The organism is Neobacillus bataviensis (assembly GCF_019969725.1).
This window is the reverse complement of the sequence record NZ_JAHXYW010000001.1, coordinates 732,176-747,916: the sequence shown is the minus strand read 5'-3', so window position 1 is coordinate 747,916 and position 15,741 is coordinate 732,176. Positions and strand designations below refer to the sequence as shown.

Annotated in this window: 8 protein-coding genes and 2 pseudogenes; 9 read left to right on the top strand and 1 reads right to left on the bottom strand. The window is 35.6% G+C overall.

From position 1 onward, the window contains the following. Positions 1-9: 9 nt before the first annotated feature. The 7 genes from LC455_RS03590 (at position 10) to LC455_RS03560 (ending at position 8,364) form a co-directional block, all read left to right on the top strand. Entirely contained in the window at positions 10-2,232 is a 2,223-nt protein-coding gene (locus LC455_RS03590) for a dihydroxy-acid dehydratase domain-containing protein (protein ID WP_223588239.1), read from the top strand. 34 nt (positions 2,233-2,266) lie between these two features. Then, on the top strand, positions 2,267-2,998 hold the full coding sequence (locus LC455_RS03585) for a GntR family transcriptional regulator (protein WP_223588237.1): 732 nt from the start codon (positions 2,267-2,269) through the stop codon (positions 2,996-2,998). A gap of 149 nt (positions 2,999-3,147) precedes the next feature. Continuing rightward, on the top strand, positions 3,148-4,080 hold the full coding sequence (locus LC455_RS03580) for a carbohydrate kinase family protein (protein ID WP_223588235.1): 933 nt from the start codon (positions 3,148-3,150) through the stop codon (positions 4,078-4,080). A gap of 15 nt (positions 4,081-4,095) precedes the next feature. Continuing rightward, on the top strand, positions 4,096-5,367 hold the full coding sequence (locus LC455_RS03575) for an NAD(P)/FAD-dependent oxidoreductase (protein ID WP_223588233.1): 1,272 nt from the start codon (positions 4,096-4,098) through the stop codon (positions 5,365-5,367). A gap of 14 nt (positions 5,368-5,381) precedes the next feature. Continuing rightward, on the top strand, positions 5,382-6,557 hold the full coding sequence (locus LC455_RS03570) for an SIS domain-containing protein (protein ID WP_223588232.1): 1,176 nt from the start codon (positions 5,382-5,384) through the stop codon (positions 6,555-6,557). A gap of 17 nt (positions 6,558-6,574) precedes the next feature. Next, on the top strand, positions 6,575-7,444 hold the full coding sequence (locus tag LC455_RS03565; protein WP_223588230.1) for a tagatose-bisphosphate aldolase subunit GatY: 870 nt from the start codon (positions 6,575-6,577) through the stop codon (positions 7,442-7,444). Then, complete coding sequence (locus LC455_RS03560; RefSeq protein ID WP_223588229.1) at positions 7,441-8,364, top strand: 1-phosphofructokinase family hexose kinase; 924 nt, start codon at positions 7,441-7,443, stop codon at positions 8,362-8,364. Before LC455_RS03565 ends, LC455_RS03560 begins: the two co-directional genes overlap by 4 nt. A gap of 152 nt (positions 8,365-8,516) precedes the next feature. On the opposite strand, the pseudogene LC455_RS03555 reads toward LC455_RS03560, so the two are convergent. Then, positions 8,517-8,805, bottom strand: a pseudogene (locus tag LC455_RS03555) (transposase); the annotation flags it as partial. 740 nt (positions 8,806-9,545) lie between these two features. Here LC455_RS03555 and LC455_RS03550 point away from each other — a divergent pair. Both LC455_RS03550 and LC455_RS03540 read left to right on the top strand, forming a co-directional pair. Next, positions 9,546-9,760 (top strand): annotated as a pseudogene (locus LC455_RS03550) (CheR family methyltransferase); the annotation flags it as partial. Between the two features lie 1,740 nt (positions 9,761-11,500). Beyond that, positions 11,501-15,685 carry a S8 family serine peptidase gene (locus tag LC455_RS03540; protein WP_317851397.1) on the top strand — a complete coding sequence of 1,395 codons (4,185 nt, stop codon included), beginning with the start codon at positions 11,501-11,503 and terminating at the stop codon, positions 15,683-15,685. Positions 15,686-15,741 lie beyond the last annotated feature (56 nt).

Below are 15,741 nucleotides of genomic sequence, written 5' to 3'. Positions count from 1 at the left end.
AATTGTTCTATGACAGTCAAATTTCCACTAATAGAAAATACCATTAATCCCTATCGTGATACAGTTATTGGGAAATCTAATGAGCCTATCACTGTTGCGGGTCTGTTAGATCGTTCAAAACAAGTATTGAGTTCTTCATATGATGGACCAAGCCCTGATTGGACTCTTGAAAATATTTATGATCGTTTGGAAGCAAATGCCCCTCGTATTGCCATTATTGGAGGGTCTCCGGATCACCCTGCCCATATCATGGATTACCATACGATTGCAATTACGGCGCTTAGAATTTGGGAAAACGGAGGGGTACCCTTCCAGTTTTCTACACCAGTAATGTGTGATGGAACTGCACAGGATAACCAAGGGATGAGTTATTCTCTTCAAAGCCGTAATGCTGTGGCACAAATGATAGTTAATCAAATCGAAGCCCACAGTTATCATGGCGCGTTTGTTATTCAGGGGTGTGACAAGCAACCTTTAGGTGTAGTTAGTGCTTTAGCTCAAGTGGACCGGGTCCGACGGCATCGAGGGGAGGCACCGTTCTTTGCAACATTTGCACCAGCGCATGTAATGAGTGGCGGAAGCTATCCTGATGAACTGATCGAAGAATTACACAGTGTTGCAGACCGTGCTGATTTTTTAGGGGCATCGGATATCGCAGAAGATATTCGTGATACATTGAGTTATGTATTGGTCTGTTCAACAAATACATCATTTCAAGGGGTGTTTGAAAGAGCAAGAAGTAGAGGAATAATCACGGATATTGAACATAAAGATTTTGAAAAACGACTTGCTGTAAGTACCTGTGGTAAAGATGGCGGTGTATGTGCATTTAACGGAACAGGGAATAGTTCACGGCATGTGGTTTCTGGTCTGGGACTTGTCCATCCGGCACTGGAGCTGTTAACCCAATCCCCTTCAAAAGAACAACTCCATCAAGCGGTAGAAAGCATGGCCCTATTAATTAATAATCCTAAGTTTAGTGTTACGAATTTGTTAGCAACAAATATTAAGAATGCTATTCGCATTCACAGTGCCTCAGGTGGCTCGACGAATCTAATGATGCATGTTGTAGCAGGGATGCTCTATGGAGGATTTAACTTTACCCTTTGGGACTATGAACGAATTCGCCAGGAATATCCTATTCCTGATTTATTCGATTATAGTTTAACGCAGGGAAGAGACATTTTTACATTGGCTAATCAATGCTGTAGTGGCACTAGTAAAGGGATGGAAACGTTATTTTATGAATTGATAAATAATGGAGTTCCTATGGATGTAGATGCTCCTACAGTAACAGGAACAACATGGGAAGAAAGACTAGCAGGAAAGCAGAATTTATCCGCAAATCACGTTCAGAAGGATCAAGTCATTCTTTCTTCACCACGACGTTCCTTCAGCGGGGTTGATGTCTTAACAGGGAACTTTTTTGAAAGTGCAGTTGTTAAAATTAGTGGAATGCCAACACCTCAACTAAATTCATTTGATAAAAAAGTTAATTTCACTCTTTATTTTGATAATGAAGAAACTGCAAATCAAAGCTTACTTGATTCGAATTTTTTAGAAAATATTAAGTTGAATAAAACATTCAGTCATAAACACTTGCTTGCCGTTTTAAAACATAATGATAGAGAAAATTACTCTAAACTATGTAAATTACCTTATAGTGAATTGTTTGATCAAATGGCCGACAATGGTGCCTTAAAGCTTACAGTTGTTATTTCTGGCCAGGGCCCAGCGGCATTTGGAATGCCCGAAATGTATACACCGATGCAGCATATCAATGCGAATCGAAAACTTAGAAAGCTGGTAACTGTTATTAGTGATGGAAGATATTCAGGTGTTACTCTTGGGGCGGCTGTTGGTCATGTAACACCGGAAGCCCTGCATGGTGGAGGAATTCTATATCTGCAAACAGGTGATTTACTTTATATTGATTTAAGGGGGAAACAGATTCAATTTATTTCTCTAGATTCTTTACTAGAAGAAAGATTAGATTTTAATGGATTCTCGGAATTAAAACAAGCAAGACAAGAACTCGGGACTGATAGGATAAAAGCAATAAAAAATAGAATGAGACGAGTAGCAGCAAGTAATCAATTATCTGGACATACAGATGCAGCTCACGGTGTCGTTCCTTATGCTGTTTTTGAAGCAGCAGATATTGATTATCAACATGTGGCTGAATTCATTTCGTGTGCTGCCCCGGAGGCTTATGAAAAACAAAATGGTTAAGTAAATTTCAAATATGAAAGTAGGTGACTGATAAATGGAGAAAAAACTAAATACTTCTAGTGTTATTCCACTTTATTACCAATTAAAAGAAATCTTATTGGAAAATATTGAATCTGGAACTTGGAATCCTGGTTTCATGATTCCTTCTGAAATCCAATTACAGCACGAATATAATATTAGCCGAAATACGGTTAAAAAAGCGATAGATGAACTTGTCCAAGAAGGGATGCTAAATCGAATTCAGGGTAAGGGGACGTTTGTGTCAGCGCCGAAAATTGATCAATCATTATCCAATTTTTATAGTTTTAGCAAGGTGATGAAAAGCAGAGGATTAAATCCTAAAGACATTATTCTCAGCCTTAAAGAAAACGAAGCAAGAGTTGGTGTAGCAAAAAAACTACAGCTTACTGAAAACAATCAAGTATTTGAATTAAACCGATTAAGGTGCAGTGGAGATGAACCCATTATATTAGAAACATCCTATATTCCAACGCAATTGTTTCCCAACCTGACAGCGAAAATGTTAGAAAATAACTCCTTATATGATGTAATGCAAAAGGAGTATGGGATCTATGTAACAAAGGCTAAAGAGGTTTTTGAACCGGTTCTAATCCGTAGTCATGAAAGTATGATTCTACAAGTAGGAGAGGGGAATCCAGCTCTGCTTTTAGAACGTATAGCATATGACAATCAAGGGATCCCTGTTGAGTTTTGCCGGTCATTAATCCGAGGCGACCGTTGCCGCTTTTATACAGAGCTTTTATAATACCCTCAATTTTTTTGAGGGTTATTCTCCACATGAGGTTGACCCATCAACCCACTAATAGTTGGAATCAATATGATTCGGGTGTTGTCGTTCATCTCATTTGATAAAAAAGAAATTGAATACCAAGAAATGAATCGGGGTAAAAAGTGATGGTAAAACCAGTTGGTATCATTGGAAACTATAATATAGATGTTATCATTGGAAGTGTAAAAGAAGCACCCAAATGGGATACTGAAATTTTGGCTGATCGATTTGAACAGCGTATCGCAGGAACAGCTGGATATATGGCCTTAGCTTTACATAGTCTAGGTATCCCCTCAATAATTCTTTCTAGTGTTGGAAACGATGAATATGGTGACTTTTTAATAGAAGCCCTTCTTAAACGAGGTTTAGAGACACAAGGAATAGTTAAGTTGCCGAATCAACAAACATGTGTAGGGTTTGTTATTGTTCACAAGGATGGATCACGGGCCATCACAACAGTTTCCGGTGCGCATGACTATTTTGATTTGGAAATGTACCATAGTAAAAAGCACTTATTAAATGAGTGTGAAGAAATTGTTATTTGCGGTGCGTATTTACTCCCTAAATTTTCAGTGGAAGATGCACTAGTTGTGGCAAAAGAACAAAGAGCACTAGGGAAGAAGATTTATTTTGATCCAAGCTGGGACCCAAATGGATGGTCGGAAAAGACCGTTTCTCAAACTCTAGAAATTTTGAAATATGTGGATGTTTACATGCCAAATGAAACTGAAATTTGTAATCTTACAGGAAAAGAAGATTGGCATGATGCACTTCATATTGTGAGTCAATATTGTTGTGAAGTGGTTGTAAAGCTTGGATCGAAAGGTGCTGCCTTTTGTAAAGAGGGGAAAATCATCAGAGAGGCCGGAACAAAGGTAACTGCAGTGGATACAACCGGTGCAGGAGATGTTTTTGACATGGGATATTTATACGCAAGTCGTTGGGAGGAGAATCCTTTAAACCGATTATCCTTCGCCAACAATTTAGCATCCCGCGTCATCACCCAAAGAGATCGAAAAACTTATCCTACTCTTAGTGAATTACGAAAATACTCCTAGGAGAGTGTACTTAAGATGAAATCAATATCTTTATGGGAAGCAACTTCAAATAATCGTACACAAAAAGAGACATTACAAGGGGAAAAAGAAGCGGATGTAGTCATTATTGGTGGAGGTTATACGGGACTTTCAACAGCTTACCATCTTTTACAAAAAGGGGTAAACACTGTTGTTTTAGAGCAGCACAAGGTTGGCTGGGGGGCTAGTGGACGTAATGCCGGCATGATTCTTCCAGGTTATCACCATCAAATGAATATAATATCTAAAAAATATGGTAATTCCGTTGCAAAAAATATGTTTGAATTCTCTTTAGATGGGATTAATCTTGTGAAGTCTATCGTACAAGAACGAAACATTGATTGTGATTTAAAACAAAGCGGCCATTTTATAGCAGCATATAAACCTATGCATTTGAATGCGTTAAAACGAGAACAGGAATTTTTAGAGGCGTATGGTAATTATAAAACAAAAATTATTGAGGAAAATGAAATGCATGCTGAACTCAATTCCTCCCTTTATCATGGCGGCCTATTAGATTCACAAAGCTTTTCTTTCCATCCACTCAACTATGCTCTTGGATTAGCAAAGGCAGTTGAGGATTTAAATGGAACTATTTATGAACATTCAAGGGTAGATTCTATAGAACATACTTCAAAATACACCATCGTAAAAACTCCCTTAGGAAAAATAAAAGCAAAACATATTGTAATTGCTACCAATGGTTATACAGATGGCCTTAAGAAAAAATTAACCAAGTCTGTATTACCTGTTGCGAGCTATATGATTGCTACACAGCCAATTCCACAAGAACTAGCAAAAAAGTTAATTCCAAATAACCGCATGATTTTTGACACCAAAAACTTTCTTAATTACTTCAGACTAACACCAGATTTTCGACTAGTATTCGGTGGGAAAGATAGTCTTCGGGGTAATGAAAGTATTGAGACATACAGAGAGGTCTTAGCTGATTTAGTAAAAGTATTTCCTGAATTGAAAGAGTTTGGTTTTGATTATTCGTGGGGAGGTTTCCTAGGGATGACTTATGATTTTTTTCCACATATTGGTCAATTAGAGGATGGTACCCACTATGCTGTAGGCTGTGCTGGGCATGGAGCTGCCATCACAACATTACTAGGAAAAGTGTTAGCACAGAATATTACTCAGGAAAATTGCTTAAAACATCATCTAGAAAAACTTCCACTTAAAAGAATTCCATTTCACGGACAAAGAGCCATGATTATGAATGTAGTTGAACTATATTATAGATTGCTTGATAAATTGGCATAAATGGAGGTAATAATATGTTTCTACCATTTTCAGAAGAACATATTGAACAATTGGGTGCAGCGAATACAGTTAATGAAATCATGCAGCAGCCAAAACTTTGGAAAAAAGTATTTGAGCTGGTCTTAAAACAAAAAGACAAAATTGAACAGTTTTTTAAACATCTTTCTGTTGAGCATTCGCGAGTTCGTTTTGTATTTACAGGCGCTGGTACTTCAGCTTTTATTGGAGAAACGGTTGTTCCATTTTTAAGAAAAAACTATTCAAATAAGGGATTTGATTTTCAAGCAATAGCAACAACTGATTTGGTTTCGGCCCCCACTTATTATTTTCAAGATGATATTCCAACTGTTCTAGTTTCGTTTGCTCGCTCAGGTAACAGTCCTGAGAGCGTAGCTGCAGTTGAACTAGGTGAAAAAATAATTAGTGATTTTTATCAAATCGTCATTACATGTAATGAAAAAGGGGATTTGGCTGAAAAAGTAAGGAACGATTCCAAAGCGCTGCTTCTTATAATGCCTGCTGAATCAAACGATCAAGGATTTGCTATGACTAGTAGTTTTACCTGTATGATGCTATCAAGTTTATTAGTCTTCCAATATGAAAAACTAGAATCCCTAAAAGGTATTGTTGATAATTTATCGACTTCTGGCGAATCTTTATTAAATGAACTTTCGAATGATCTTGGTCATATTTTTCAGTTTGAATTCGAACGTATTATTTTCTTAGGTTCTGGTATTTTAGGAAGTATTGCACGCGAATCAGCATTAAAGGTTTTGGAATTAACATCTGGTCAAGTCATTTCTATGCATGAAACTCCCCTAGGATTCCGTCATGGGCCAAAATCTATTCTGAATGACCAGACATTGGTGGTCCTATTCCTTTCAAGAGATTCTTATACTCGGAGATATGATAGAGATCTTCTAAAAGAGTTGTATGAAGAAAATCTAGATTTAAAGATTGTAAGTATAGATAATTGTTACGATCATGAAGTACTGCAAACAACTGATTGGCAACTAATTGTTAATAGTGATGGGGAACTAGAAGACATTTATCTCGGACTTATTTATGTGCTTTTTGCTCAGGCACTTGCTGTTAAAAAATCGATTCAGTTAGGATTAAAAGTTGATAACCCCAGTATAAATGGAATGGTAAACAGGGTAGTCCAAGGTGTTACCATCCATTCATTGTAATAGTAGGGGGAATTCAAATGAGTGTTAAGACTTCCAATCTAGTCAATACAAAGGAAATGCTGACTAAAGCTCAAAAGGGAGGATATGCCGTTCCGGCATTCAATATTCATAACCTAGAAACAATTCAAGTTGTTACTGAAGCTGCAGCAGAATTAAGCTCTCCTGTTATTTTGGCTGCTACCCCTGGAACATTTGCTTATGCTGGAAGAGATTATATACAAGCGATTGTGGAGTCTGCTGCAGCTCGATATTCAACTCCGATTGCCCTTCATTTGGACCACCATGAAAAAAGAACTGATATCGAGTTTTCTTTACAGTTAGGTGTAAAATCAGTCATGATAGATGGCTCTCACCACCCTTTTGAGGAAAATATTCAAATTACAAGAGAAATCGTTGAGCTGGCAAGACATTATAATGCTTCAGTTGAAGGGGAACTTGGACGACTTGGAGGTCAGGAAGATGACCTTATCGTGAAAAAAGAGGATTCCTTCTACACGGATCCGGATGCTGCCGTCGTTTTTGCGAGAGAAACAGGGATTGACTCTTTAGCCGTTGCAATCGGTACTGCTCATGGTTTGTATGCATCAGAACCTAAACTAGATTTTGATCGTCTGGCTATTATCCAGAAGAAACTAGACATTCCTCTAGTTTTACACGGTGCATCAGGAATTTCAGTTGATGACGTAAGGAAATGTATTGCTCTGGGATGCTGCAAAGTGAATATTGCTACGGAGCTGAAAATTCCTTTTTCTAAAGCCCTAAGGGATTTCATGATTAATTACCCAAATGAAAGTGACCCCCGAAAATATATGGCACCAGCAAAGGCAGCAATGAAACAAATTGCTATCGAAAAAATCAAGATGTGCCTTAGTAACGGTAAAGCATGATTTTAACGATAACGCTAAACCCATCAGTTGACATTAATTATCAAATATCGGGGTTTCAATTAGGTGGAGCAAACCGATGTAATTCCACAATGAAAACAGCCGGTGGTAAAGGGCTAAACGTGACCAGGGTTCTTAATTGTTTAAATTTAACGGTTAAGGCTACTGGGTTCATGGGTGGTACCAATGGCCATTATATTAAAAGAGAATTGGAACGTGAAGGGATATCCAACTCCTTTATTCCGATTAAAGAAGATACAAGGAATTGTATTGCTGTTCTGCATGATTTAGTTCAAACCGAAGTGATGGAAGAGGGACCATTAATTAAAGAGGAAGAAAAAATTACATTCCTAAAGGCAATGGAGGAACAATTTAAGGCAGCCTCTGTTATTGTAGCATCGGGGAGTTTACCATTAGGACTTCCTACAACGTTTTATAAGGAATTAATTAATATGGCACATCGATTTCAAAAGCCCTTTTTACTAGATACAAGTGGGGTTGCAATGAAAGAATCTTTATGTTCATTGCCAACCATGATTAAACCTAACATTTCTGAATTTGAACAGTTAATTGGAAAAACTTTAAACTCCAAAGAAGAGTTGATAAATGAGCTTAAGGAGTTTCCAGTTCCTGTTCCTTATATAATGGTAACTCTTGGAGATCAAGGAGCCGTCATTAAGCATCGAGAACAGCTATTTCGTGTTGTTATTCCAAAAATCAAACCAATAAACCCTGTTGGTTCTGGAGATGCTACAGTAGCAGGTTTTGCTGCTGGATTAATGTTAGGATATCAGGGAAAGTATCTCTTTTTACGCAGTGTTTTAATGGGGTTATTGAATACTTTGGAAATTAAAACGGGAATGGTAAATCCTGCGCTAATTTTACATTATGAAAAGGAAATAAAAATCCATCAATTAAATTAACATAGAATCTATGTTTAGATTAATAGATTCATTAAGATAACTTCTAAGCGAAAACTGGTTTGTAACAGAGTGTATTTTTCAAAATTAATCAGACAATAAAATTATAAGGGAGGAGGTCGTTGAAGAAAGTAGCGGTGAAAGAACGGGTTGAAACGATTGACCGTTCCCTTAAATCTACCAGATTCAAATATACTTGTGTCAATTCCGGCAAAAGCTACGACCTTTTTAGGGTGATTAAACCGATCAATCTCGCCGATTTCAGAAATAATTGTTGCCGCGATTTTTTCTCCGATACCAGGGATCGATTGAATAATCTTATATTCTTTGAATTTCTTTTGCTAAAGCATCTATTTCTTCCTCAAACGTAGATAGGTGCTTTTGGTATTCTAAAAGCATTTTAATATACATTTCTATGGTTAAAGTATGACTTTGATATAAGGAGTATTGATTTTTAGGAAAAAGCGCTGACAATCGAAGAAACGATTTACCCAAAAGACAGCTTTTAATTGGGGAAAAGGAGGATATTAATACACCCTATCACTAATAAAGAAGGAATTAAAAAATAAAAATCTTTCTTATTTTTCTTTAATGGAAAGTTTTATAAAAAAACAAGAAGATTCAAGCCAAAGAAAAGGTGCAGATCTTCCTTATATAGGGGAAAACGGGTAATGATGATCACACAAGATTTAGATGCACCGCGTGCAGGAAGTATTGTCTTTTTAGGAGCACTTCTAATTATTCATATATGCAAGGTAAAAAGACTGTAATACCAAGGGGGGCAAAAATATGGTTCAATATCGGGCAAAAATATGATTCAAGTCACAGTGAATGACGTAAAGCATAAAATTTCCGTTTGGAAACTTTATGCTTTATTTTTTTTAGGAAATTTTATGCTTGATTAAGTTCTTGTATATGTACAATTTGCCTATACGATAGTTATCCTTTTAACATTATCTCCCTATGTAGCTTTGGTAACTCACAAACCAATTTGTTTTTGCATATTTCATGAAAATCATTTTTTCTAAATTCATTTAAATCGTTTCTATTAAATAACGACCACACTTTGACTTCTTATCTAATAAATCCATTACAATATGATATTTACCGCTTTTGGACACCTTATATAAAATCATTTTTATCTCCTTTTTTTAGCAATTATAGTTCAATTGGACGTTAAATTTCTTGGGGATCATTTTGAGAAATCAAACGATTTAATTGTATGTCGTAATGTAATTATTTAATTCACGGAAGAAGCGAAACACTTATTGTATATGAAGTTTAGTGAAGCGTTAAGGCCTGGGGGAATTCTGTTTGTAGGAAGCACGGAACACTATTTAATCCAGAGTCCTATGGTTTTGAAACTGCAGATACATTTTTCTATAGAAAGAAATTTTAGGGGGCGTTTATTTTGAATACTGTTTTATCAAAAAAGTCAGTTCATTACAATGTTCATTTTACACACCGAGGGGAAGTAGTGAGATTCAAGCGATTCAAAACGAGCAACGTCCGGCACTTCAACATTCAGTTAACATCGTAACGACTAGCATATTTTTATTGGAGAGAAAAATTAAACTAATTTATCCTAATGGTTGTATTGTATTAAGTTTTACAGAGGCCGACTGGATAGAGATTGTTGATTATAACTTATCTGCCAAGGAAGGAAAGATTAAGAAACTTTCACTAAAAGGGTTTATTGGATAAAAAATGTGTAAAAATAAAAGTCTGTTTTTTGCAAACACTGTTACTTTTGCCATGCGCAACAATAACCAATCTATTTACAGACTTTATTAGGGTTTATTTTATATTCTTTCAAGACATCTTGGATGGCTTTTTGAGAAACAAGGTCAAGTTGTTTCTTAAAGTTTGGGTGAAAAATAATTTTGCGTTTCATTGTGCACCTCATAGGTATATTTTGGTTAGTATTCTCCAAATAGGTTAAGAAATACACACCAAGAAAACCCGATGGGCTTGCCCCGAGGTAGAAGTCAGTGAAAAAGTGAACCTTACGAGAATATGCTACATGGCTTGAGCAAAAAGGGTGACAAATATGTTTGAAAATATTTTAGATATATTAAAAATTATCTGGCCTTTATTAGTTGCTCTAATACCAATTAATTGGTATTTCCATTGGAAAAGTAAACAACATTAAAAGTGAATATTTTCGATGATAGAGCTGCACGACTTGAGAAATATTGTGGAGGGTTGAAAATTTGAAAATAAAGTGTATCAAAACTGTAATTATGAAAGAACCAGAAGGTTATCAGGCCTTTACAGAAGGAAATATTTATAACGCAAGAAAAGGGGTATGCAATAGGGAGGTGTGGGTATGCCGGAAAGAATGAGGTGTAATGTTTTTTTGATCCCAGCCTTTTTCAGTAGCCGTTTAAGCCGGGTCTCAACCACTTTTTCAAAATCTCCATAAAAATCACTTGAATATTCTTCCAATGGTTAGTACTAATGATTTGTTGGTATTTTGTAAAAACCATTTAGTTAAATATAAAGTACCAAAAGAAATAGAATTTATTAATGAAATGCCTAAAAATAGCACGGGTAAAATCTTACGTAGAGAACTACGAACTTTTGTTAAGCGTAAATAGATTCAAACGAAAATTTTACTCTAAATTTAGATATGCTTCACCAAAAAGGTTGGAGGTCTTCCTCTTACTTTTTATTTTGGAGGTAAATTTCGGAAAATTATATAAAGATCCCCTTAATTAATATTTAGAAAAATCAAAATTCGGTTACAATTGCCTCAGATTTAAAAGTAATTTTTGAATATTCCCCCAATTTTGATAATATTTATCCTCTTAATAAAAGACAAAAAAGGACGTTAGTTAAGTATAAATTAACTTGGGATAAGTGATTGTTCACCAAAAAAATTGAATAACCGACACAAATCTTCAAAATCGTTAATCGGTAATATAAGTCTTTTAAATCAAATATACAACATTATTCACCTAATATTCCCCCAATTTACAAAATTGACCCTATTCTTAATAATTGTAAGTGCATAAGTAACCTGTATTGGTACCGTACGATAGAAAAGGAAGACAAATAATAATTAATTTCTTTTCGATTCATAGTACATTAATTCAAAGCACTTACATATGTAATAAAAAGATTGGGAGGAAGTAAAATGGGGAAAAAAGCAATCAAAAGTAAGATTGTAAAAAGCTTAGCTTTAGCAACTCTATCAACCAGTTTTATTTTAGGTTCTATTGGACCAGTTCCGAAAGTAACAAAAGCGTTTACTTTTTCTGCTGAAAATACACTTGCTAGTTTAACAGCAGAACAAAGAGCGGCACTTAATCAACTTTCTACGAATGAAACATCAGGTCTCCAACTTTCTGCGGATACTGATTTAAATTCTACTAAACATACTACGGTTATTGTTGAATTCGCCAATAAGCCGGCTAAAGTGGCACGAATGCTGGCAAGTGTAGAAGGAAAACAATTATCTGACGAAGATGCTACCAATTTAGTGCAAAAAGATCATGATACGTTTATACAAGATTTAGGACAAATTTTAACAGACGACCAAAATCAAGCGGTAGATTATAAGATTAAGCATTCCTATAAAACGGCTTTTAATGGCGTTTCTATGGAGCTGCCAGCAAATCAAATTAAGAATCTATTAAAATCAAAAGCAGTTAAATCTGTATGGAGCAATGAAACATTTTCAATTGATCCACCTCCTCAGGACAGTGTTCAATTAAAAGCGGATGAAGCCAATGTTGCGAATTTTATGCCATATGATGGACTAGATCGTCTACATGCAGAAGGTTACACTGGAAAAGGAATTAAAGTAGGGATACTTGATACAGGTATGGATTATCATCATCCAGACTTAGCCGATGCCTATAAGGGGGGCTATGATTTTGTTAATAATGATAATGATCCAATGGAAACAACCTATGCCGATTGGAAAAAATCAGGTAAAGCTGAAATCAGTAATGGAAACGCTTACTATACCGAACATGGTACACATGTGGCGGGAATTATTGGTGGACGAGGTGTATCGGATAGTGAATATAGTTCACTTGGTGCAGCACCAGAAGCTGACCTTTATGCCTATCGAGTTCTTGGACCATATGGTAGTGGAATGACGGATGCGATTATCGCAGGATTAGATCGTGCTGTCCAAGATGGTATGGATGTACTAAATCTGTCATTAGGTAATACATTAAACGATCCACTTTACGCAACTTCAATTGCTGTAAACAATGCCGTTTTAAGTGGTGTAACGACAGTGGTTGCGGCTGGAAATAGTGGAGATAGAAATTACACATTAGGTTCACCTGGAGCGGCCGCATTAGCTCTAACAGTTGGTGCATCAACAATTTCACTTGATGTCTATCAATACTCAGGTGTGCAAAATGGCAATAATTATTCATTAAGACAGTTAGCAAGAAATTATTCAGACGATCTTTCTCAATTAAAGGGAAAATCAGTTCAGCTGGTTGATGTTGGACTAGCTAGAACAGCAGCTGATTTTAATGGCAAGGATTTAAATGGAAAATTTGCTGTCATTAAACGGGGCACGAACGCGTTAATCGATAAAATCAAAAATGCCAAAGCACGAGGGGCAATTGGTGTACTTATGTACAATGATGAAACAAATAGTGCTGAAGGACCAATTCAGTCATTCTTAGGAGAATCGATTGATGCAATTCCAGCATTTTCAGTCTCAAATGCTGATGGAAAAGCAATATTAGCAGCCATCAATGCAGGTGATGCAAGCTTCACATTTGGAGATTATACAAAGGTAAAGACACCAGGGGATGAATTAGCAGCATTTAGTTCCCGTGGACCTTCTCGAGTAAATTATGATATTAAACCAGAGGTAACTGCTCCTGGCGTATCAATCATGTCAACTGTTCCATTTTATATTAATAATAAAAATGTAGATGGAACACATACTGAAGATTATCAATATGCATTTCAACGCCTATCAGGTACATCAATGGCAACACCTTATGTTGCAGGTGTGTCTGCACTTTTACTTCAATCAAATAAAAATCTTGATCCAGCAGATATTAAATCAATCTTAATGAATACGGCTGATCCATTATCAAAGGATTATAGTGTATTTGAAATCGGTAGTGGTCGAGTCGATGCATATGAAGCGATTCATTCAAATGTTGAGATTCAAGTAGATGATCGCACGCCAATGGTCAAGAATAAAAATGAAAAATCGGTTAGAGAATTAACAGGTGGCATTAGCTTTGGCACGTTTGGATTTGATAATCAAGATATTACAGATGAACGTAATGTTATGTTAAAAAACCGTAGTGAAAAATCAAAAACATTTGATGTAAATGTAAAATTCCAAACGGGCTTAAGAGGTTCAAAGGATGCAGCTTTAAATAATGTGACATTAGATGGACCAAGTTTTGTTAATATTGAAGGGAATAGTCAGCGTGTTATCAAATTTAATTTGTCAATTCCAAAAACAGCTGAAAAAGGAACATATGAGGGATATATCGTATTTACAAATAAAGAAGATCCAACAGAAACATATCAAATTCCATTTGGTTCTCGAGTAGTAAATGAAGGTATTGATACCCTTACGATCGCAAACCCTATGTATTCTGGTGATATATCTATACCGGATAGAGCATTACCAGCACAATCATTTAATTTCTCGTTAAAATCACATATGAAAAATATAGATGTGGTGGTCCAAGATGCAAAAACTGGAGAAGATGTAGGTCTAATTGGAACATTGGATGGACGTTTAATAGATGAAAACCTAGTTTACGGAATTACAACTGGGTTTAGCGGCGCTTACTTTCCATTCACAGGGGATCCAAAAAAACCAATAAGTGATTCCATTGTTCTTGCCAAAACAGGTCACTATAAATTAAAAATGATTGGGACAAATGATCAGGGGAAAACATTCTCGAAATCAGCCGATTTCATTTATGAAAAAGGCGCACCAACAATGACTTCGAGCTTTGATTCGTTAGATCAAAAGGTTATTGAATATAAAGACAGTCAATTTGATTCAAACGGACAATTTTTGTATGACTTTAATATCAATGTAAATGATCCAGAAGTAGATGAAGCAAATCGAGCTGGAATTCCAATTGATCAGTCAAGTAATCAAGTTGTTCCATATAACAATGAGGGTTGGCCAGAGCTTCCAAGAAACACAGATAAAAATGGAAACTACAAAGATCAAATACTTGTACCAAAGGGTAAAATACCATATAAAATAAGTTTTTATGCGAATGATGCTGCGAGAAACTTTACGTCAAATCATACAGCAAAGTTAAGGGTAGTGTTTGTGCCTGAAACTTATTCTTATTATTACTTAAAAGCAAATAAACAAACAGCTTCGACTGGAGATACAATCAATTATTCACTTCGTTCAAATAATATGAAAAACTTAAAAACTGCGAAGATAATAGTTCCAGTATTAAAAGTAGATAATAAAGACTTAGCCACAATTAAAAATGTCGTTGTAAGTGATGCTGTAAAGAAATACGGTGATGCTCAAGTAACTGTAACATCTACTGATACAACTAATGTAAAAACATATACTATTACATTTAATTATTTAGGAAATGAGTCTTTACCAGAAGATATGCAGTTAGTTAATTTCGACTTAGTAACAGCCAATCGTTATTGGAAGGATTTTCCCGCAAACTGGTGGGACATGCAATTTACTGCAACTACAATTGATCAATCCAATGTAGTAAAAAATAATGTTTATACTTATATGGAAGCATTTGATTTAAAACAAACTCATTATTCTCGATTAGAGGGTCAAATGAGATTAGAAGGGGCGATTGATCCTAAAACTGGTCAGACGAATTGGGCTTTAGATCAACAAAATATTGGTGCGAAAGTGACTGTTACTTCATATGATGGAAAAAATGTTGTAGATGCTTTCTTTATAAATAAAAATGGAAATTATGTTGCAGACGAACTGAATGCCGATCCAAAACCATATACAATCAAAGTTGATGTACCAGGTCATTTTACAATGTATAAGTCTTTGGTGATTTCAGATGAAGTTCGAGGAGAAACACTTGGTAGAAGATTAGGTTTTAGCTTAACTCAAGCTAAAGCAGGTGATGTAAATAAAGATAATGTTATTGATATTTTAGATGCAATTGAGATTCAAAATAATTGGGGAACAAATAAATTGGGATCAGATTTGAACTTCGATAAAGTAGTTGATAAAAAGGATATGGATTTTGTTGTTAAGAATTTTGGATTACAAAATACGACAGTTTCAGATGCACCAAAAGCAAAGAGTTCGTATAAAGGTATAACGTTAGATGATGTATTAACTAAATTAGGGTTAAAATAATCTAGTAGGCCAGTCACAGGGTTGCTGTCATAGACCGTAAAGTAGCAAATCATGAC

Excerpts from the sequence above, each read along its gene's own strand:
- LC455_RS03590 (WP_223588239.1), top strand. The coding sequence starts at position 10 with ATGACAGTCAAATTTCCACTAATAGAAAATACCATTAATCCCTATCGT.
- LC455_RS03585 (WP_223588237.1), top strand. The coding sequence starts at position 2,267 with ATGGAGAAAAAACTAAATACTTCTAGTGTTATTCCACTTTATTACCAA.
- LC455_RS03580 (WP_223588235.1), top strand. The coding sequence starts at position 3,148 with ATGGTAAAACCAGTTGGTATCATTGGAAACTATAATATAGATGTTATC.
- LC455_RS03575 (WP_223588233.1), top strand. The coding sequence starts at position 4,096 with ATGAAATCAATATCTTTATGGGAAGCAACTTCAAATAATCGTACACAA.
- LC455_RS03570 (WP_223588232.1), top strand. The coding sequence starts at position 5,382 with ATGTTTCTACCATTTTCAGAAGAACATATTGAACAATTGGGTGCAGCG.
- LC455_RS03565 (WP_223588230.1), top strand. The coding sequence starts at position 6,575 with ATGAGTGTTAAGACTTCCAATCTAGTCAATACAAAGGAAATGCTGACT.
- LC455_RS03560 (WP_223588229.1), top strand. The coding sequence starts at position 7,441 with ATGATTTTAACGATAACGCTAAACCCATCAGTTGACATTAATTATCAA.
- LC455_RS03540 (WP_317851397.1), top strand. The coding sequence starts at position 11,501 with ATGGGGAAAAAAGCAATCAAAAGTAAGATTGTAAAAAGCTTAGCTTTA.